The following is an 18,880-nucleotide window of genomic DNA, read 5'->3' as shown; positions in this document are numbered from 1 at the left end:
GGCGCCGGCCGCCTGCCCGGGCACGAGGCAAAGCCTGACCCAGCCATATCGGCGATGCCCTAATTGTAGGCAGGTCGCGACATACTGATCGCCAGCATCCTACAAATCACCGATTGCGCTTGATTTTCTCGCGTGACGCCAGTGAAATGGCCTCACAGGGGAGTATGCGATTGGCAGCGTTCGACGAAATGCTTCCGGAAATCTCCGGATTGAGAAAACCGTATTCGGCTTACGACCGCTGGCTGAAGGACCAGGATCCGGCCAGGCTTAGCGAGAAGATGCAGGACGCCGAACGCGTCTTTCGCAAGACCGGCATCACCTTTGCCGTCTATGGCGAGCAGGAAGCCTCCGAACGCCTTATTCCCTTCGATATCGTCCCGCGCATCATTTCCGGCAATGAATGGCGACGGCTGACGCAGGGCATCGAGCAGCGCGTCCAGGCGCTGAACGCGTTTCTCGACGATATCTACCACCGCCAGGAGATCTTGCGCGCCGGGCGCGTCCCCAAGGAATTGATCGCCAAGAACGAGGCGTTCCTGCCGGAGATGATCGGGGTACGGCCGCCGGCCGGCGTCTACACCCATATCATCGGCGTCGATATCGTTCGCATCAGCGAGAACGAGTTCTATGTGCTGGAGGACAATGCGCGCACGCCGTCCGGCGTCTCCTACATGCTGGAGAACCGCGAGACGATGATGCAGCTCTTCCCAGAGCTGTTCCAGCAGATCAAGGTGCGGCCGGTGGAAAACTATCCGCAGCTCTTGCGCCAGTCGCTGGCAGCGGTGCGACCGCTGAGCACCAAGGGTGCGCCGACCATTGCCGTGCTGACGCCGGGCAGCTTCAACTCCGCCTATTTCGAACATGCCTTCCTTGCCGACCAGATGGGCGTGCAGCTTGTCGAGGGGCAGGATCTGCGCGTCGTCGATGGCCACGTCGCGATGCGTACGACCGAAGGCTACAAGCAGATCGACGTGCTTTATCGAAGGGTGGACGATTCTTTCCTCGATCCGCTGACCTTCCGTCCGGACTCAGCACTTGGCGTGCCGGGCATCATGGATGTCTACCGCGCCGGCAACATCACCATCGCCAACGCGCCGGGAACCGGCATCGCCGACGACAAGGCGATCTATTCCTACATGCCCGAGATCGTCGAATTCTACACTGGCCGCAAGGCAATCCTCGGCAACATCCCGACCTGGCGCTGCTCGGAGCCGGACAGCCTGAAATACGTGCTCGAACATATCGACGAGCTAGTGGTCAAGGAGGTGCATGGCTCCGGCGGCTACGGCATGCTGGTCGGACCGGCGGCGACCAAGAAGGAATGCGAGGATTTTTCCAGGAAACTTGCGGCAAGACCGTCGAACTACATCGCCCAGCCGACGCTGGCGCTGTCGACCTGTCCGATCCTGACCGACAAGGGACTGGCGCCGCGCCATGTCGATCTCAGGCCCTACGTGCTGGTATCCGACCGCATCCAGATCGTGCCGGGCGGGCTGACGCGTGTGGCGCTGAAGGAAGGCTCGCTGGTGGTCAATTCGTCCCAGGGCGGCGGGACGAAGGATACATGGGTGCTGGATGATTAGAGTGGGAAGTAGCGAGTAGTGAATAGTGAATGGTGAATAGTGAATAGTGAATAGTGAATAGTGAATAGTGAATAGATAAGGATGACATGTCGTCGATGTTGGTGAAATGCCCTGAAATGAAGCGCGCGGCGTCGTGCCCTGGAAAAATTTGGCCATTCACCATTCACCATTCACCATTCACCGTCCGAAGGACCGCGTAGAATGCTTCTCGGCCGCACCGCCAACGGGCTCTACTGGATGAACCGCTACATCGAGCGGGCGGAAAACATGGCGCGGCTGGTCGATGCCGGGCTGCGCATGGCGCTGACCCGCACCCAGAACGCCTCCGAAGAGTGGAATTCGGTGCTGCTCAGTGCCGGTTCGGACGCTGCCTTCACGCAGAAATATTCCGACTATACCGCCGCCAACGTTGCCGATTTCCTGCTGCGCGACACATCCAACCCGTCGAGCACGATGACGTCGATCGAAACGGCCCGTAACAATGCCCGCATGGTGCGCACCGCATTGACGCGCGAAACCTGGGAAAGCATCAACGAAGCCTGGATGTCGCTGAAGCGCATGCTGGCCAAGCCGATCGACGAACGCGATCTGCCCAGCGTGCTCGACGCGATCAAGCGCGAAACGGCACTGATCCGCGGCTCGTTCTACGGTACCATGCTGCGCAACGAGATCTTCGATTTCTCGCAGCTCGGCACCTATGTCGAACGTGCCGACAACACGGCGCGCATCCTGGACGTGAAATACTACGTGCTGTTGCCGTCGATCTCGTGGGTCGGCTCCACTCTCGACAACTACCAGTGGGAATCGATCCTGCGTTCGGTGTCGGCGCATCGCTCCTATCGCTGGGTCTACGAGGCCGACTACAAGCCGAGCAACATTGCCGACTATCTGATCCTCAACGTTCGCATGCCACGCTCGCTGACCTTCTGCTACCGCTTCCTGACGGAGCATCTCAGATTCCTGGGCGACGATTATGGTGAGCGCCATGCCTGTCATGTGACAGCCGGCAAGACCCAGGCCATGCTGGCCGCCGGCTCGATCAAGGACATATTCGACGCCGGCCTGCATGAATTCCTGGCCAATTTCATCCTCGACAACATCAGGCTCGGCGACGAGATCGCGCAGGACTACAGGTTTTATTGAGCATGATCCCGGAAAGTGGAAGCCGGTTTCCGGAAAAGATCATGCTCAGGGGACGAGAGCAATGCGGCTGAAGATCACTCACCGGACCGAGTACCGCTACGATGCGCCGGTGCACTATCTGTTGCAGCGGCTGCGGCTGCTTCCAGTCAGCGGTCCGACACAGACCGTCTTGTCCTGGGCGCTGAAGATCGAAGGGGCGCGCGAAGAGGTGCGCTTCACCGACCATTTCGGCAACGACACGCGGCTTTTGAGCGTCGAAGGTGAGCGCGATTTCATCACTGTCGAGGCATCGGGCGAGGTGGTGACACGCGACACATCAGGCGTCAGCGGGCCACATCAGGGTTTCGCGCCGCTGTGGTTGTTTGGCCAGGAAACGCCGTTGACCACGATCGGCGGCGGTATTCGCGAACTCGCGGCCTCGGTCGGCGAGGGGGCCGATATCGAAAGGTTGCACCGGCTGATGGCGGTGATCGGCGAGCGCGTGGCCTATACGATGGGCACCACCAACGCGGCGACCCCGGCCGAGGACGCGCTGGCGCTCAAGACCGGCGTCTGCCAGGACCACAGCCACATCTTTGCCGCTGCCGCGCGGGCCATGGGGTTTCCGGCCCGCTACGTCAGCGGCTATTTGATGATGGATGCGGCGGTCGAGCAGGCGGCGAGCCATGCCTGGGCCGAAGCGCATGTTGCGGGCCTTGGCTGGGTCGCGTTCGACGTCGCCAACGGCATTTCGCCCGACGAACGCTATGTGAAGGTGGCAACCGGCCGTGATTACCGCGATGCCACGCCCGTATCAGGAATTCGACTGGGACAAGCGGAAGAACAGCTTGCGGTGACCGTCACCGTGGAGCAGTAATCCCCGGCAAGATTTGCTGCCAAAGGGATTCGATGACCTATTGCGTCGGCTTGAAGATCGATCGCGGGCTCGTGTTCATGTCGGACACGCGCACCAATGCCGGCATGGATTCGATCTCTACCTTCAAGAAGATGCATGTCTGGGAGCAGCCGGGCGAGCGCGTCATCGTGCTGATGTCGGCCGGCAATCTGGCGACGACGCAAGCTGTCGTCAGCCTGCTCGACGAACGCACCAAGGCGGTGGCCGATCGCCACGCCACGCTGCTTGAAACGCCGTCGATGTACCAGACGGTGCGGCTGGTCGGCGACACCGTCAAGGAAGTCATCGCCAGTTCGTCGCCGGCGGGCGAAAAGGCCGATTCCTACTTCAATGCCTCCTTCATCCTCGGCGGCCAGATCAAGGGCAGCGCGCCGCGGCTGTTCATGATCTATCCGGAAGGCAATTTCATCGAATCGACCGAAGACACGCCGTTCTTCCAGATCGGCGAGACCAAATACGGCAAGCCGATCATCATCCGCGCCTATGAGAAGGCGATGAGTTTCGCCGAGACGGTGAAACTGCTGCTGGTGTCGTTCGACTCGACGCTGAAATCGAACCTGTCGGTCGGTCTGCCGCTCGACCTGCTGTTCTACGAAAAGGACGCCTTCAAGGTCAGCCTGAAGAAGCGGATCGCCCAGGACGACCAATATTATCGGACGATCTCGGACGGCTGGTCGAATGCACTGAAGGCTGCTTTTGCGAGCCTGCCTGACTTTCCCGAGTGAAAGCCTCCGTTTTTCGTGCTCTTTGATCGCTGGGCCCGATGCGACGGAGAGCAAGATGAATAGCAACGAATTCCGGGAATGGTCGCTGCGCGCGGCCGAATGGGGTGCCGACTACAGGAGCACACTTCGCGAAAGGCCGGTGCGGCCGCTCGTCGAGCCGGGCGAAATCTCCAGAAGCATCGAAGTCTCGCCGCCGGAACATGGCGAAACGATGCAGGCAATCTTCGCCGACTTCGAGCGCAAAATCCTGCCCGGCATGACGCATTGGCAGCATCCGCGCTTCTTCGCCTATTTCCCGGCCAATGCCGCACCGGTCTCGGTGGTGGCCGAATATCTGGTCTCGGTTATGGCCGCGCAATGCATGCTCTGGCAAACTTCGCCGGCAGCGACCGAACTCGAGACGCGCGTCGTCGACTGGATGCGTCAGGCGCTTGGCCTGCCGGAAGGGTTTTCCGGCGTCATGCAGGATTCGGCATCGTCGGCGACGCTCGCCGCCGTGCTGACCATGCGCGAGCGCGCGCTCGACTGGCAGGGCAACAAGAAGGGCCTGCAAGGCCAGCCGATATTGCGCGTCTATTCTTCCGATCAGGTCCACACCTCCATCGACCGGGCGATCTGGGTGTCGGGCGTCGGCGATGACAATCTCGTGCGTATTCCGGTTGCCGGCCGCTTTCGCGCCATGGATGTCGCAGCTCTCGAAGCGGCTGTCGTTGCCGACCGGCAGGCGGGCATGCTGCCGGCCGGCATCATCGCCTGCGTCGGCGGCACCAGCACCGGCGGCACCGATGATATCGCCGGCGTCGCCGCGGTGGCGAAACGGCACGGCCTCTATCTGCATGTCGATGCCGCCTGGGCCGGATCGGCGATGATATGTCCGGAATACCGGCATTTCTGGGCGGGCGTGGAGCAGGCGGATTCCATCGTCTTCAACCCGCACAAATGGCTGGGCGCGCAGTTCGACTGCTCGGTGCAGTTCATCCGCCGGCCGGAAGACCTGGTGCGGACGCTGGCCATCAAGCCGGATTACCTGGAGACGCATGGGCGCGACGGCATCATCAACTATTCCGAATGGTCGGTGCCGCTCGGGCGGCGCTTTCGCGCACTGAAACTCTGGTTCCTGCTGCGCGCCCACGGGCTGGAAAATCTGCGGACCATGATCCGCAACCATGTCGCCTGGAGCGAAGGGCTGGCCGAGCGGCTGGCCAGGGAACCGGATTTCGAGATCGCCTCGGAGCCGATGCTGTCGCTGTTCTCGTTCCGGCATCGGGCGGCCGGCACCGATTTGGACGAACACAACCTGCGGCTGGTCAACGCGATCAACGACGATGGCCGCATCTACCTGACGCAGACACGGGTGGACGGGCAGGTCGCGATCCGCTTTCAGGTCGGCCAGTTCGAGACGACGGCGGCGGATGTCGACACCGCATTCGGGGTCATCACCGAAATCTCCCGCCGGCTGGCCTGAATTGGTCGGCGAAGTTGCGTCGAGGTTTGTCTTTGGACGCATGCATTTTTCGTTAGCCGCCCCCATGCCTTTTCACCGCTTTCGTTTTTCGCTATAGACAAGGAAAACGAAAACGGGAGGTCCCCAATGTATCTGTCGTCGCGTCATTCCGAGATCATCCAGATGGCCAAGGACAATGGCCGCGTGCTGGTCGAGGATCTGGCAACGCATTTCAACGTGACGCCGCAGACCATCCGCAAGGACCTCAACGATCTGTGCGACCAGCGCCTGCTTTCCCGTATCCATGGCGGGGCGCTGTTCCCGTCCGGCATCGAGAACATGGAATATGAGGCGAGGCGCAAGATCGCCGCCGACGAGAAGGAGGCGATCGGTCGCGCCGCAGCCAGGCTGATACCGGACAACGCCTCGCTGTTCATCAATATCGGCACCACGACGGAGTCGGTCAGCAAGGCGCTTCTCGATCATGCCGGCCTGATGGTCATCACCAATAATATCAATGTTGCCAACAGGATGCGTATATATCCTTCCATCGAAGTTGTTATTGCCGGCGGCGTCGTGCGCGGTTCCGACGGGGGTGTGGTCGGCGAAGCGGCGGTCGATTTCATCAGGCAGTTCAAAGTCGACTACGCGGTGATCGGCGCCTCGGCGATCGACCATGACGGTGCGTTGCTCGATTTCGATTTTCGCGAGGTGAAGGTGGCGCAGGCGATCATCGCCAATGCCCGGCATGTCATCCTCGTTTCCGACCAGACCAAGTTCGAGCGGACGGCGCCGGTTCGCATCGGCCACCTGTCGCAGGTCAACACTTTCATCACCGACCGTTGCGACATCCCGTCGGTGCGCAAGATCTGCCAGGAAGCAGAGGTTCAACTGATCGAAACCTCGCTCTCCTAGATGGGACCGTTGATGGTGCCGTTGCGGCAACTCCCGCTGTTTATATTTCGTTTGACATTCGTTCCTATTTCGAAATAATCCCGACACGGTTTCGTAAAAACCTAAAAATGCTGCAATGCGAAATCCGGGAGGACTTTTTGTGAGCGCATCCCCGATCCATGACATCTTCGTCATCGGTGGCGGTATCAACGGCTGCGGCATTGCCCGCGATGCGGTTGGGCGCGGCTTCTCGGTGTTTCTTGCCGAGATGAACGATCTGGCCAGCGGCACGTCCTCGGGCTCGACCAAACTGATCCATGGCGGCTTGCGCTATCTGGAGTTCTATGAGTTCCGCCTGGTGCGCGAGGCGCTGATGGAGCGCGAGATCCTCTGGAAGAACGCGCCGCACATCATCTGGCCGATGCGCTTCGTGCTGCCCTATGCCAAGGGCCTGCGCCCGGCCTGGCTGATCAGGCTCGGCCTTTTCCTCTACGACCACATTGGCGGGCGCAAATTGCTGCCGGCGACCAAGACGCTGGACATGGCAAACGACCCAGCCGGCAAGCCGCTGAAGCCGTTGTTTCGCAGGGCCTTCGAATATTCCGACGGCTGGGTCAACGATGCGCGGCTGGTGGCGTTGAACGCCCGCGACGCCGCCGATCGCGGCGCAACGATACGAACCCGCACGAAAGTCGTCGGCGCACGCCGTGAAGGCGAGTTCTGGACGGTCAGGCTGCAAAACACGCAGACCGGCGACACCGAGGAGGTCAAGGCGCGGCTTTTGGTCAACGCCGCCGGCCCATGGGTCGACCACGTGCTGTCGGCTACCGTCGGCTTGAACGACGTGCACAATGTCCGGCTGGTACAGGGCAGCCATATCGTCATCAGCAAGAAATTCGACGATCCGCGCGCCTATTTCTTTCAGAACAAGGATGGCCGCATCATCTTTGCCATCCCCTATGAAGAAGAGTTCACGCTGATCGGCACCACCGACCAGGACTTTTCCGGCGACCCGCACGACGTGAAGATCAGCGACGCCGAGATCGATTATCTCTGTGCTGCGGCGAGCGAATATTTCGCGCAACCGGTCAAGCGTTCGGACATCGTCTGGACCTATTCCGCCGTGCGCCCGCTTTATGACGACGGCGCCTCGAAGGCGCAGGAAGCGACCCGCGATTATGTGCTGAAGACCGACGGCGGCGAAGGCACGGCGCCGATCGTCAACACCTTCGGCGGCAAGATCACCACCTATCGCCGGCTGTCGGAATCGATGCTCGAGAAAATCGAGGGTTTTCTCGGCAAGCGCGGCAAGCCGTGGACGGCAAACGCGCCGCTGCCGGGCGGCGATTTCCCGGCGAGCGGCTTCGACGCCGAAGTGGCGAAACTGAAAACGGCCTATCCGTTCCTCGATGCGCGTCTGGCGCGCCGCCTGACCCGGCTTTACGGGACTCGCGCAAGGATGCTGCTGGGCCTCGCCAGGTCGAATGCCGACCTTGGCCGCAACTTTGGCGCCGATCTCTACGAGGCCGAGGTACGCTACCTCGTTCAAAATGAATGGGCGATGACGGCCGAAGATGTATTGTGGCGCAGGACCAAGCGCGGCCTGCAACTGAGCCGCGAGCAGGCGGCAGCGCTCGACGAATTCATGCGCGGGATAAGCCGGCGCCATGTCGCGGCTGCCGAATAGTCATGCAGAAAGCCTGGGAGGAGGCATCATGCTGGAACTGAAAAACGTGTCGAAGACGGTCGGCGCGGCGGAGCACATACGCGACGTGTCGCTGACGCTTCAGCACGGCTCGCTCAACGTCCTGCTCGGGCCGACGCTTTCCGGCAAGACCAGTCTGATGCGGCTGATGGCCGGCCTTGACGTGCCGACATCCGGCTCGGTCTGGTTCGATGGCAAGGATGTCACCGGCATCCCGGTGCAGAAGCGCAACGTCGCCATGGTCTACCAGCAGTTCATCAACTATCCGGCTATGACCGTTTACGAGAATATCGCCTCGCCGCTGAGGGTGGCCGGTGCCGAGCGGGCAAAGATCGACAAGGAGGTACGCAATGCCGCAGCCCTTCTCAAGCTGACGCCCTTTCTCGACCGCACGCCGCTCAGCCTGTCCGGCGGCCAGCAGCAGCGCACCGCGCTGGCGCGCGCCATCGTCAAGAACGCCAGCCTCGTGCTGCTCGACGAGCCGCTCGCCAACCTCGACTACAAGCTGCGCGAGGAGTTGCGCGCGGAATTGCCGAAGATTTTTGCGGCAACCGGCACCATCTTCGTCTACGCCACGACCGAGCCGCACGAAGCCTTGCTGCTCGGCGGCAACACGGCGACGCTTTCCGAAGGCCGCATCACCCAATTCGGCCCGACGATCGACGTCTTCCGCAGGCCGAACGACCTCGTCACGGCCAGGACGTTCGCCGATCCGCCGCTCAACACGATCGTGCTGAAGAAGAGCGGTTCGAGCTTCCTTCTTGAAGGTGGGGTGAGCCTCCCGGTGCCGGCTGAACTCGTCGGTATTGCCGATACGAGTTACACGATCGGCTTCCAGCCCCACCATCTCTCCCTTGCCCGGCCGAGCCCGTCGGCGGTGGCGGTGAGAGCCAAGGTCTCGGTCACCGAGATCACCGGTTCTGAAAGTTTCGTGCATCTCGACTTCGCCGATGTCCGCTGGGTCATGCTTGAGCACGGCATCCTGGTGTTCGAGCCGGACCAGACCATCGAGGTGTTCATCGACCCGCGGCACATCATGGTGTTCGACGCGAACGGCCGCTCGGCCGCGCCGCCGCAGATGCTGGCGGCTTGAGGAGGAGGGCACATGGCGCGCATCGACTGCAATCACATCCGCCACGCCTACGGGCCGCATCCGAAGTCGGACAAGGACTATGCGCTGAAGGAGGTGCATCACGCCTTCGAGGACGGCGGCGCCTATGCGCTGCTGGGGCCGTCGGGCTGCGGCAAGACCACGCTGCTCAACATCATTTCCGGCCTGTTGTATCCGTCGCACGGCGAGCTTCTGTTCGACGGCAAGGACGTCACCAATCTGTCGACGCAGGAGCGCAACATAGCTCAGGTGTTCCAGTTCCCGGTCATCTACGACACCATGACCGTCTACGACAATCTGGCCTTCCCGCTGCGCAACCGCGGCGTTGCGGAACCCGACGTCGACCGCAAGGTGCGTGAAACCCTTGACATGACCGGTCTGGCCGACATGGCCAAGCGAAAGGCGAGGGGCCTGACCGCCGACCAGAAGCAGAAGATCTCGCTCGGACGCGGGCTGGTGCGCTCCGATGTCAACGCGATCCTGTTCGACGAGCCGCTGACCGTCATCGACCCGCATATGAAATGGGTGCTGCGTTCGCAGTTGAAGCAGTTGCACAGGCGCTTCGGCTTCACCATGGTCTATGTCACGCACGACCAGACCGAGGCGCTCACCTTCGCCGAAAACGTCGTCGTCATGTATGAGGGCGAGATCGTTCAGATCGGCTCGCCAGCCGAACTGTTCGAGCGCCCCAAGCATACATTCGTCGGCTATTTCATCGGCTCGCCGGGCATGAACGTCATGCCGGTCGCGGTCGAAGGCAGGAGCGCGCGGCTCGGCAGCCAGACGATCGAATTGCCGGGCGCGCCCAAGGCCGGGATCACCGGTGCGATCGAACTCGGCATCCGCCCCGAATATGTCAGGCTTGGCGCCAGCGGCATGCCGGTTTCAATCCGCAAGGTCGAGGATATCGGCCGCCACAAGGTGGTGCGCGCCAGTTTCGAAGGCCGCGACATCGCGGCGATTATCGGCGAGGACGAGGACATTCCCGCCGATCCGAAGATCGCTTTCGACCCGGCCGGCATCAACATCTATGCCGATTCCTGGCGCGTCGAGATGGGAGGCTGAGCATGGGAAGGACCTGGAACAACAAGGCCTGGTTCATGGTGCTGCCGGTGCTGTTGCTGGTGGCATTCTCGGCGATCATCCCGCTGATGACGGTCGTGAATTATTCGGTGCAGGACACTTTCGGCAACAACGTCTTCTTCTGGGCGGGCGCGGAATGGTTCGAGGAAATCCTGCATTCCGACCGGTTTTGGGAAGCGATGGGCCGCAACCTGGTCTTCTCGGCCATCATCCTGGTCATCGAGATTCCGCTCGGCATCTTCATTGCGCTCAACATGCCGAAGAAGGGCTGGGGCGTTCCGGTCTGCCTGGTGCTGATGGCGCTGCCGCTGCTCATCCCGTGGAACGTAGTCGGCACGATCTGGCAGGTGTTCGGCCGCGTCGATATCGGCCTGCTCGGATATACGCTGCGCGCGCTCGGCTTCGACTACAACTATGTCAACGACCCGTTCGACGCCTGGATCACCGTCATTGTCATGGACGTCTGGCACTGGACGAGCCTCGTCGTCCTGCTCTGCTACGCAGGATTGGTCTCGATCCCCGACGCCTATTACCAGGCGGCCAAGATCGACGGGGCGTCGCGCTGGGCGATCTTCCGCTACATCCAGCTGCCGAAGATGAACCGCGTGCTGCTGATCGCGGTTCTGCTGCGCTTCATGGACAGTTTCATGATCTATACCGAACCGTTCGTCGTGACCGGCGGCGGGCCCGGCAACACCACCACTTTCCTGTCGATCGATCTGGTGAAGCTGGCCATCGGCGAGTTCAACCTCGGTGAGGCGGCGGCCATGTCGATCATCTATTTCCTGATTGTCATGCTCCTGTCCTGGGTGTTCTACACCGTCATGACAGCCTACGATGCGGAGCGGTGAGATGGCGCGCCTCGACGAAACCACGGCCAACGAACGAACGCTGATGCGGCAGACCCCCGCTACAGCGGAAGCGCAGACGGCGAACGCCGCGCTGGCCCGCAAGATGCGGCGACGCGGCGAGGAGTCACGGTTCTGGTGGCTGGTGCCGACGATCTACATCATCTTCCTGATGCTGCCGATCTACTGGCTGGTCAATATGAGCTTCAAGACCAACCAGGAGATACTCGGCGCCTTCTCGCTTTGGCCGAGAAACCCGACGCTTGCCAATTACGCGGTCATTTTCAATGATCCGTCGTGGTACAGGGGCTACATCAACTCGATCGTCTATGTGGTTATGAACACGGTGATTTCCGTCGCCGTGGCGCTTCCGGCAGCCTATGCCTTCTCGCGCTACCGCTTCCTCGGTGACAAGCACCTGTTTTTCTGGCTGCTGACCAACCGCATGGCGCCGCCGGCGGTGTTCGCGCTGCCGTTCTTCCAGCTCTATTCGGCTTTCGGCCTGATCGACACCCATATCGCGGTGGCGCTGGCGCACTGCCTGTTCAACGTGCCGCTGGCGGTCTGGATCCTTGAAGGCTTCATGTCGGGCGTGCCGAAGGAAATCGACGAGACCGCCTATATCGACGGCTATTCCTTCCCGCGCTTCTTCCTCAGGATATTCATGCCGCTGATCGCGAGTGGTGTCGGCGTGGCCTGCTTCTTCTGCTTCATGTTCTCGTGGGTGGAGCTGCTGATCGCGCGGACGCTGACCACGACCGCGGCAAAACCGATAGCCGCGATCATGACGCGGACGGTTTCGGCCTCGGGCCTCGACTGGGGCGTGCTGGCCGCAGCCGGCGTGCTCACCATCATACCGGGTGCGCTCGTCATCTGGTTCGTGCGAAATTATATCGCGAAGGGCTTTGCCCTGGGGAGGGTGTGATCATGAGCTTCTCCTGGATGGCCTGGACCTGGCCGACCGCCGCCTTCTTCGGCACCATCTTCCTGCTGCTCTGCGGCATGGCGGTCTGGGAATACGCCTCGCCGGGCGGCAATCCGCGCATCGGCGTCTTACGCTTCGAGACGACGCGCGGCGACCGTCTCTTCCTATCGCTGCTTGGCAGCGCCTTTATCCATCTCGCTTGGCTGGGCCTTGTAGGACCCAACCTGTGGTGGGCTCTCGCTCTCTCCGTGGTCTACGCCATCGGCGTGTTCCGCTACGTATAGAGGGGGAAACTGTTGGAGCATGCCCGGGGGCTGCTCCAGATAGCACTTGGAACTGAACAGTGGAGGAAACACATGCGAAGGCAATTTCTGACGTCAACGACTGCTCTGGTCCTGCTCCTCGGAGCCGGCCAGGCCTATGCTGGAATGGACGAAGCCAAGGCGTTTCTCGACGCCGAGATCAAGGACATGTCGACGCTCGACCGCGCCGCCCAGGAAGCCGAGATGCAGTGGTTCATCGATGCTGCAAAACCCTTTGCGGGCATGGACATCAAGGTGGTCTCGGAAACCATCACGACGCACTCTTATGAATCGACGACGCTGGCCAAGGCGTTCGCCGACATCACCGGCATCAAAGTCACCCATGATCTGATCGGCGAAGGCGATGTTGTCGAAAAGCTGCAGACGCAAATGCAGTCGGGCGAAAACATCTACGACGCCTATGTCAACGACTCCGACCTGATCGGCACCCATTGGCGCTACCAGCAGGCACGCAGCCTGACCGACTGGATGGCGAACGAGGGCAAGGACGTCACCAACCCGAACCTCGACCTCGCCGACTTCATCGGCACCAAGTTCACGACGGCTCCGGACGGCGACCTTTACCAACTGCCCGACCAGCAGTTCGCCAACCTCTACTGGTTCCGCTACGACTGGTTCAACGACGAGAAGAACAAGGCGGACTTCAAGGCGAAGTACGGCTACGACCTCGGCGTTCCCGTCAACTGGTCGGCCTATGAGGACATCGCCGAATTCTTCACCGGCCGCGAGATCGACGGCAAGAAGGTCTACGGCCATATGGACTACGGCAAGAAGGACCCGTCGCTCGGCTGGCGCTTCACCGATGCCTGGCTTTCGATGGCCGGCAATGGTGACAAGGGGCTGCCGAATGGTCTTCCGGTTGACGAATGGGGCATTAAGGTCGACGAGAAGTCGCGGCCCGTCGGCTCCTGCGTGGCTCGCGGCGGCGACACCAACGGTCCGGCGTCGGTCTATGCCATCCAGAAATATCTCGACTGGATGAAGGCTTACGCTCCGGCCGCGGCCCAGGGCATGACCTTCTCGGAATCCGGACCGGTTCCGGCGCAGGGCGAAATTGCCCAGCAGATGTTCATGTACACGGCCTTCACCGCCAACATGGTGGAGGACGGCCTTCCCGTCGTGAACGAGGACGGTACGCCGAAATGGCGCTTCGCTCCGTCGCCGCATGGCGTCTACTGGAAGGACGGCATGAAGCTCGGCTACCAGGACGTGGGTTCCTGGACGCTGCTCAAGTCGACGCCTGACGACCGCGCCAAGGCAGCCTGGCTTTACGCGCAGTTCGTCACCTCGAAGACAGTCGACGTTAAGAAAGCCCATGTCGGCCTGACGCTGATCCGCGAGAGCACGATCCAGCACAAGAGCTTCACGGACCGCGCCCCGAAGCTCGGCGGCCTGATCGAGTTCTACCGCTCGCCGGCCCGCGTCCAGTGGTCGCCGACGGGTACGAACGTCCCTGACTATCCGAAGCTGGCACAGCTTTGGTGGCAGGCGATCGGCGACGCCTCGTCGGGTGCCAAAACTCCGCAGGAGGCGATGGACTCGCTCTGTGCCGAGCAGGAAGAGGTGCTTGAGCGCCTCGAGCGCGCCGGCGTGCAGGGCGACATCGGACCGAAACTCGCCGAGGAAAAGACCCTGGAGGAGTGGAACGCCGATGCCGTCGCCAAGGGCAATCTTGCGCCGCAGCTGAAGATCGAGCCGGAGAAGGACAAGCCGCAGACCATCAACTACGACGAGCTGGTCAAGAGCTGGAGCAACTGAGCATCGGTCCGGGCGTCCGCGCCCGCATCGCACCAATCGGGGGAGGCGGCAAATTGCCGTCTCCCCTGTTTGCGCCGAGGGAGTGGTGCCGAGGGAGTGAGAATGAGTGGCTTTATCCTAGCAATCGACCAGGGGACGACATCGAGCCGGGCGATCCTGTTCGACGGTGACATGATGGTCGTGGGCAGCGGCCAGAAGGAATTTACCCAGCATTATCCGGCCTCCGGCTGGGTAGAGCATGATCCGGAGGAAATCTGGTCGAGTGTCGTGGCGACGGCGAAGGCTGCGCTGAAGAGCGCCGGCCGCGATGCGTCGGATGTCGCGGCCATCGGAATCACCAACCAGCGCGAGACCGTCGTCATCTGGGACAGGGCGACCGGCAGGCCGATCCATAACGCGATCGTCTGGCAGGACCGCCGCACCGCGCCGCTGTGCCAGAAATTGAAGAAGCAGGGGTTGGAGAAGAAGTTCACCAGGAAGACCGGCCTGCTGCTCGATCCCTATTTCTCCGGCACCAAGATCGCCTGGATGCTGGACAAGGTGAAGGGCGCCAGAAAACGCGCCGAGAACGGCGAATTGCTGGCCGGCACCATCGACAGCTTTCTGATCTGGCGGCTGACCGGCGGCAAGGTTCACGCCACCGATGCCACCAACGCCTCGCGCACGCTGGTCTACAACATCGAAAAGAATGGATGGGACGACGAGCTCCTAGCCATTCTTGGTATACCGGCAAGAATGCTGCCGCAGGTGAGGGATTGCGCCGACGACTATGGAATCACAGAGAAAAGCCTGTTCGGCGCAGAGATAAAGATCCTCGGTGTGGCTGGCGACCAGCACGCGGCGACCATCGGCCAGGCCTGTTTCGAGCCGGGCATGATGAAATCGACCTATGGCACCGGCTGCTTCGCGCTGCTCAACACCGGCAGCGATCTGGTGCGCTCGAAGAACCGTCTGTTGACGACCATTGCCTACAGGCTGAACGGCAAGACCACCTATGCGCTGGAAGGGTCGATCTTCATCGCAGGTGCTGCCGTGCAATGGCTGCGCGACGGTATCAAGGTGATCGGCAAGGCCGAGCAGAGCGGCGTGCTGGCGGCAAGCGCCGACCCGACCCAACAAGTCTACCTGGTGCCGGCTTTCGTCGGGCTTGGCGCGCCGCACTGGGACGCCGAGGCGCGCGGCGCCATCTTCGGGCTGACCCGCAATTCGGGCCCGGCGGAATTTGCCCGTGCCGCACTCGAATCCGTCGCGTTCCAGACGCGCGACCTGCTCGATTCGATGCGCAGGGACTGGAAGAGCGCGTCAGCGAAGACCGTTCTCAGGGTCGACGGCGGCATGGTGGCGTCGGACTGGACGATGCAGCGGCTTGCCGACATCCTCGATGCGCCGGTCGACCGCCCGACCATCCTGGAGACGACGGCGCTCGGCGCGGCATGGCTGGCCGGCTCGAAGGCCGGCGTCTGGCCGAAGACAAGGGAATTCGCCAGGAGCTGGGCGCTGGAGCGACGGTTTCGACCGGACATGGATGCATCGGTCCGTTCCGCAAAGCTGGCGGGTTGGCGCCATGCTGTGCGACGAACACTGAGCACGCTGTAGATTCGCGCTCCGAAAAGAAAAGCCTGCGCCGTTGCCGGCGCAGGCTTTTCAACAAGCTTTATTCAACTCTGCCCCTGGCTTATCAATAGGGCGAGATGCACTGCCGGCGGGGGCCGTAGTAAGGCTTAAACGTGTTGTCGTAGGCCCGGTAAGATCTGTAGCGGCTGTAGCACCACTCCACGTGGGCATCGCCGCGATAGATGCGGCGGCTCTGGTTGTTGATGATCGCGCCGGTGATCAGCGCGCCGGTAGCGAAGGCCGCCAGCGGGAACCAGTAGTCGTTGTAGCGACGATAGCCAGGACGATAATAGCGATAGCCGCGATAGCCGCGATAGTACCTGAAATCGTCGTTACCGGCGAAACGACGAAAATCGCGGCGGGAGAAATCGCGACGGAACTCGCGGCGAGAAAAATCGCGAGGGAAATCACGGCGAGAGAAATCGCGACGGAAATCGCGACGCGAGAAATCCCGGTTCCTCCACCTCCACCGTTCATCCTGAACTGTCTGGACATCCGACGAGACGTTCTGACCCAGCGGCACGTAGATGGGCTGGGCGTTGACGGGCACGATCTGCGCTACAGCGAATGATGCTGACAGCACGGTCGCCAGCAAGCCCGACATGATCCTGTTCATGGCCTTCTCCTTGATAGCGTCGTCCCTTGTAGCGATAAAAACGGGCAGGTTGCGCAATTGTTCCGCGAAGAATAGCAAGCTGCTGATTCGTAATGCGTCTCGGCTTTTGTGCGAGACAGCCACTCCGGTCTTGTCGAGACGGTTTGCGAGGCGTCAGCAGACCGCGAAAAGTCCGGCTCGCGAGGCCTCTTTTTCCGGTTGACCGTTCGAGACACTCTCCCTATGTTCCGCGCAATTTCGAGGGCGGCATCCTGAGCCCGCGGGAGCGCGTAGCTCAGCCGGTAGAGCAACTGACTTTTAATCAGTAGGTCCAGGGTTCGAATCCCTGCGCGCTCACCATTTTTTCCCTGAAATCAACAGGTTAGCGTTCCTGTTCCCGGTCTAAAGCGAGATGCTTCATGACGCCTTGGGTTTTCCAGCGGCGTCGAGCCAAGTTCTCTCAAGAATCGTCTCGATCACACCAGCGAGACATTGCCGCCGGCGTGGCGCTCCAGCCGGCCGGCTAAGTCGAGTTCCAGCAGCACCATGAAAACCTGGGCGGGATGCAGGCCGGTGTGGCGGATGATTTCGTCGATCGCCACCGGCGTTGGGCCGAGCGCTTCGATGACGCGGGCGCGGTCGTCTTCGCCGGGTGGCGGTGTTGCCGAAAAGTCGGGCGGCTCTTCGAGCAGCGGCGTTCTTGGCGCCAGTTTGCCGACCAGCGGCGCGATCGCACCGGTAATGTCCGCTGCTTCGGTGACCAGGGTGGCGCCGTCCTTGAGCAAGGCGTTGGCGCCGGCGGCGCGCGGATCGAGCGGCGAGCCGGGGACGGCGAAGACCAGCCGGCCCATCTCGCCGGCAAGCCTGGCGCTGATCAGCGAGCCGGAGCGCAGCGCCGCCTCGACCACGACCAGCCCCAATGCCGCACCGGCGACAAGGCGGTTGCGGCGTGGAAAATCCTGGGCGCGCGGCTGCCAGCCGAACGGCATCTCCGAAATGATGGCACCGCCGCGCTCGGCAATCTCGTTGCACAATGCGGCATTCTCGGGCGGGTAGGGCAGGTCGAGGCCGCCGGCCAGCACACCGATCGTGCCTGACGCAAGGCTGCCCTGATGGGCTGCCGTGTCGATGCCGCGCGCCAGGCCGGAGACGATGCCGAAGCCGTCGCGGCCGAGTTCGGCGGCGAGCGTCCGCGCCATCTTGATGCCGGCCAGCGAGGCGTTTCGGGCGCCGACTATGGCGACCGCCGGCAGCCGGAACACCGCGCCTTCGCCCTTGACCGCGAGCAGCGGCGGCGGATGGTCCATGCTTTTCATCAGCGGCGGATAGTCGGCCTCGCCAATGCCGACGAAGCGGGCGCCGGCGCGCCGTGCGGTCTCCAGTTCCGCCTCGGCCTCGGCCACCGTCGGGATGCGGACGGCCTTTCTGGCGCCGCCCGAAACCATCAGCTCGGGCAGCATCTCGAGCGCCGTCTCGGCCGAGCCAAAACGGTTGATCAGGTCGCGAAAGGTGGCCGCACCGACATTCGGCGTGCGGATCAAACGAAGCCAGCTCAACCGCTGCCGGTCGCTGAGCCGCGTCCCGGCGGCGCGCTGGCTCACTCCCTGGCTCCGATCTTGTTCTCGGTGCCGGCCAGCAGCCGGGTAATGTTGGCCCGGTGTTTTATGATGACGATCAGGCTCATCAGCGCGAACAGCCCGGCAATGTCGGGCGTGCCGAGGACATAGAGCGCGATCGGCACGACGATTGCTGCCGTCAGCGCCGCCAGCGAGGAATAGCGGAACAGGAAAGCCATGGCCAGCCAGACGACGGCAAAGATCAGCGCCACCTGCCAGGCAAGAGCGATCAGCACGCCGAGATAGGTGGCGACCCCCTTGCCGCCCTTGAAACCGAGCCAGACCGGGAAGAGATGGCCGAAGAAGGCGCCTAAGCCGGCCCAGAGCCCGAGCTCCGGGGCAAAGTAACCGGCGATCAGCACTGCCGCCGTGCCTTTCAGCGCGTCGAGCAGCAGCGTGGCGGCAGCCAGGCCCTTGTTGCCGGTGCGCAGCACATTGGTGGCGCCGATATTGCCAGAGCCGATGTTGCGGACGTCGCCAAGGCCGGCGGCACGGGTGATCAGGAGGCCGAACGGGATCGAGCCGAGCAGATAGCCGAACCCCAGCGCCAAGACGATGCCGTAAGCCATTGTTCCCCCGGATATGCCCTAAAGCGCGTCGCGTTCGACCGGCCTTATG

At 62.1% G+C, this 18,880-nt stretch carries 17 protein-coding genes and 1 tRNA gene; 15 read left to right on the top strand and 3 right to left on the bottom strand.

Annotated elements, in window-relative coordinates; all coding sequences use genetic code 11:
* Positions 1–170 precede the first annotated feature (170 nt).
* The 14 genes from AC0L2M_RS15525 (at position 171) to glpK (ending at position 16,033) form a co-directional block, all read left to right on the top strand.
* The gene (locus AC0L2M_RS15525) at positions 171–1,583 is read left to right on the top strand and encodes a circularly permuted type 2 ATP-grasp protein (RefSeq protein WP_473535299.1); all 1,413 of its coding nucleotides are present in this window, start codon (positions 171–173) and stop codon (positions 1,581–1,583) included.
* Between the two features lie 201 nt (positions 1,584–1,784).
* On the top strand, positions 1,785–2,726 hold the full coding sequence (locus tag AC0L2M_RS15520) for an alpha-E domain-containing protein (protein WP_023801177.1): 942 nt from the start codon (positions 1,785–1,787) through the stop codon (positions 2,724–2,726).
* Between the two features lie 61 nt (positions 2,727–2,787).
* Entirely contained in the window at positions 2,788–3,582 is a 795-nt protein-coding gene (locus tag AC0L2M_RS15515; RefSeq protein WP_023801178.1) for a transglutaminase family protein, read from the top strand.
* A gap of 32 nt (positions 3,583–3,614) precedes the next feature.
* Positions 3,615–4,346: a proteasome-type protease gene (locus AC0L2M_RS15510; protein ID WP_023801179.1), complete on the top strand. Its 732-nt coding sequence runs from the start codon at positions 3,615–3,617 to the stop codon at positions 4,344–4,346.
* A 55-nt stretch (positions 4,347–4,401) separates the two neighbouring features.
* Positions 4,402–5,811, top strand: coding sequence for a pyridoxal phosphate-dependent decarboxylase family protein (locus AC0L2M_RS15505; RefSeq protein WP_473535298.1), 1,410 nt, complete (start codon positions 4,402–4,404; stop codon positions 5,809–5,811).
* A gap of 126 nt (positions 5,812–5,937) precedes the next feature.
* Positions 5,938–6,705 carry a DeoR/GlpR family DNA-binding transcription regulator gene (locus AC0L2M_RS15500; protein ID WP_473535297.1) on the top strand — a complete coding sequence of 256 codons (768 nt, stop codon included), beginning with the start codon at positions 5,938–5,940 and terminating at the stop codon, positions 6,703–6,705.
* 139 nt (positions 6,706–6,844) lie between these two features.
* Positions 6,845–8,371 (top strand): glycerol-3-phosphate dehydrogenase, encoded by a 1,527-nt coding sequence (glpD, locus tag AC0L2M_RS15495; protein ID WP_473535296.1) that lies wholly within the window; start codon positions 6,845–6,847, stop codon positions 8,369–8,371.
* A gap of 28 nt (positions 8,372–8,399) precedes the next feature.
* Positions 8,400–9,482: an ABC transporter ATP-binding protein gene (locus AC0L2M_RS15490; protein ID WP_287306975.1), complete on the top strand. Its 1,083-nt coding sequence runs from the start codon at positions 8,400–8,402 to the stop codon at positions 9,480–9,482.
* 12 nt (positions 9,483–9,494) lie between these two features.
* On the top strand, positions 9,495–10,565 hold the full coding sequence (locus AC0L2M_RS15485) for an ABC transporter ATP-binding protein (protein WP_023801184.1): 1,071 nt from the start codon (positions 9,495–9,497) through the stop codon (positions 10,563–10,565).
* A 2-nt stretch (positions 10,566–10,567) separates the two neighbouring features.
* Entirely contained in the window at positions 10,568–11,434 is an 867-nt protein-coding gene (locus AC0L2M_RS15480; protein ID WP_091593734.1) for a carbohydrate ABC transporter permease, read from the top strand.
* Between the two features lie 43 nt (positions 11,435–11,477).
* Positions 11,478–12,356 (top strand): carbohydrate ABC transporter permease, encoded by an 879-nt coding sequence (locus AC0L2M_RS15475; RefSeq protein WP_473535363.1) that lies wholly within the window; start codon positions 11,478–11,480, stop codon positions 12,354–12,356.
* A 2-nt stretch (positions 12,357–12,358) separates the two neighbouring features.
* Positions 12,359–12,640, top strand: coding sequence for a DUF2160 domain-containing protein (locus AC0L2M_RS15470; protein WP_023801186.1), 282 nt, complete (start codon positions 12,359–12,361; stop codon positions 12,638–12,640).
* A gap of 72 nt (positions 12,641–12,712) precedes the next feature.
* Positions 12,713–14,437, top strand: coding sequence for an ABC transporter substrate-binding protein (locus tag AC0L2M_RS15465; protein ID WP_023801187.1), 1,725 nt, complete (start codon positions 12,713–12,715; stop codon positions 14,435–14,437).
* A 102-nt stretch (positions 14,438–14,539) separates the two neighbouring features.
* Positions 14,540–16,033 (top strand): glycerol kinase GlpK, encoded by a 1,494-nt coding sequence (gene glpK / locus AC0L2M_RS15460; RefSeq protein ID WP_473535295.1) that lies wholly within the window; start codon positions 14,540–14,542, stop codon positions 16,031–16,033.
* Positions 16,034–16,115: 82 nt separating this feature from the next.
* On the opposite strand, the gene AC0L2M_RS15455 is transcribed toward glpK, so the two are convergent.
* Positions 16,116–16,667 (bottom strand): BA14K family protein, encoded by a 552-nt coding sequence (locus AC0L2M_RS15455; protein ID WP_473535294.1) that lies wholly within the window; start codon positions 16,665–16,667, stop codon positions 16,116–16,118.
* 263 nt (positions 16,668–16,930) lie between these two features.
* Between AC0L2M_RS15455 and AC0L2M_RS15450 the strand changes: the two genes are divergently transcribed.
* Positions 16,931–17,006 (top strand) — tRNA-Lys (locus tag AC0L2M_RS15450).
* Between the two features lie 116 nt (positions 17,007–17,122).
* On the opposite strand, the gene dprA is transcribed toward AC0L2M_RS15450, so the two are convergent.
* Positions 17,123–18,247: a DNA-processing protein DprA gene (gene dprA / locus AC0L2M_RS15445; RefSeq protein WP_287258047.1), complete on the bottom strand. Its 1,125-nt coding sequence runs from the start codon at positions 18,245–18,247 to the stop codon at positions 17,123–17,125.
* Positions 18,244–18,831 (bottom strand): glycerol-3-phosphate 1-O-acyltransferase PlsY, encoded by a 588-nt coding sequence (gene plsY, locus AC0L2M_RS15440; protein WP_473535293.1) that lies wholly within the window; start codon positions 18,829–18,831, stop codon positions 18,244–18,246. Before plsY ends, dprA begins: the two co-directional genes overlap by 4 nt.
* Positions 18,832–18,880: the final 49 nt, after the last annotated feature.

It is taken from the genome of Mesorhizobium sp. WSM4806, from assembly GCF_055811635.1.
The sequence above is the reverse complement of the archived record's forward strand: the minus strand, read 5'-3'. Positions and strand labels throughout refer to the sequence as shown.

What these genes read in the sequence shown, in the direction of transcription:
- AC0L2M_RS15465 (WP_023801187.1), top strand. Translation starts at nt 12,713, where the DNA reads ATGCGAAGGCAATTTCTGACGTCAACGACTGCTCTGGTCCTGCTCCTC.
- AC0L2M_RS15480 (WP_091593734.1), top strand. Translation starts at nt 10,568, where the DNA reads ATGGGAAGGACCTGGAACAACAAGGCCTGGTTCATGGTGCTGCCGGTG.
- AC0L2M_RS15485 (WP_023801184.1), top strand. Translation starts at nt 9,495, where the DNA reads ATGGCGCGCATCGACTGCAATCACATCCGCCACGCCTACGGGCCGCAT.
- glpK (WP_473535295.1), top strand. Translation starts at nt 14,540, where the DNA reads ATGAGTGGCTTTATCCTAGCAATCGACCAGGGGACGACATCGAGCCGG.
- AC0L2M_RS15500 (WP_473535297.1), top strand. Translation starts at nt 5,938, where the DNA reads ATGTATCTGTCGTCGCGTCATTCCGAGATCATCCAGATGGCCAAGGAC.
- plsY (WP_473535293.1), bottom strand. Translation starts at nt 18,831, where the DNA reads ATGGCTTACGGCATCGTCTTGGCGCTGGGGTTCGGCTATCTGCTCGGC.
- AC0L2M_RS15520 (WP_023801177.1), top strand. Translation starts at nt 1,785, where the DNA reads ATGCTTCTCGGCCGCACCGCCAACGGGCTCTACTGGATGAACCGCTAC.
- AC0L2M_RS15455 (WP_473535294.1), bottom strand. Translation starts at nt 16,667, where the DNA reads ATGAACAGGATCATGTCGGGCTTGCTGGCGACCGTGCTGTCAGCATCA.
- AC0L2M_RS15475 (WP_473535363.1), top strand. Translation starts at nt 11,478, where the DNA reads ATGCGGCAGACCCCCGCTACAGCGGAAGCGCAGACGGCGAACGCCGCG.
- AC0L2M_RS15505 (WP_473535298.1), top strand. Translation starts at nt 4,402, where the DNA reads ATGAATAGCAACGAATTCCGGGAATGGTCGCTGCGCGCGGCCGAATGG.
- AC0L2M_RS15490 (WP_287306975.1), top strand. Translation starts at nt 8,400, where the DNA reads ATGCTGGAACTGAAAAACGTGTCGAAGACGGTCGGCGCGGCGGAGCAC.
- AC0L2M_RS15515 (WP_023801178.1), top strand. Translation starts at nt 2,788, where the DNA reads ATGCGGCTGAAGATCACTCACCGGACCGAGTACCGCTACGATGCGCCG.
- AC0L2M_RS15470 (WP_023801186.1), top strand. Translation starts at nt 12,359, where the DNA reads ATGAGCTTCTCCTGGATGGCCTGGACCTGGCCGACCGCCGCCTTCTTC.
- AC0L2M_RS15510 (WP_023801179.1), top strand. Translation starts at nt 3,615, where the DNA reads ATGACCTATTGCGTCGGCTTGAAGATCGATCGCGGGCTCGTGTTCATG.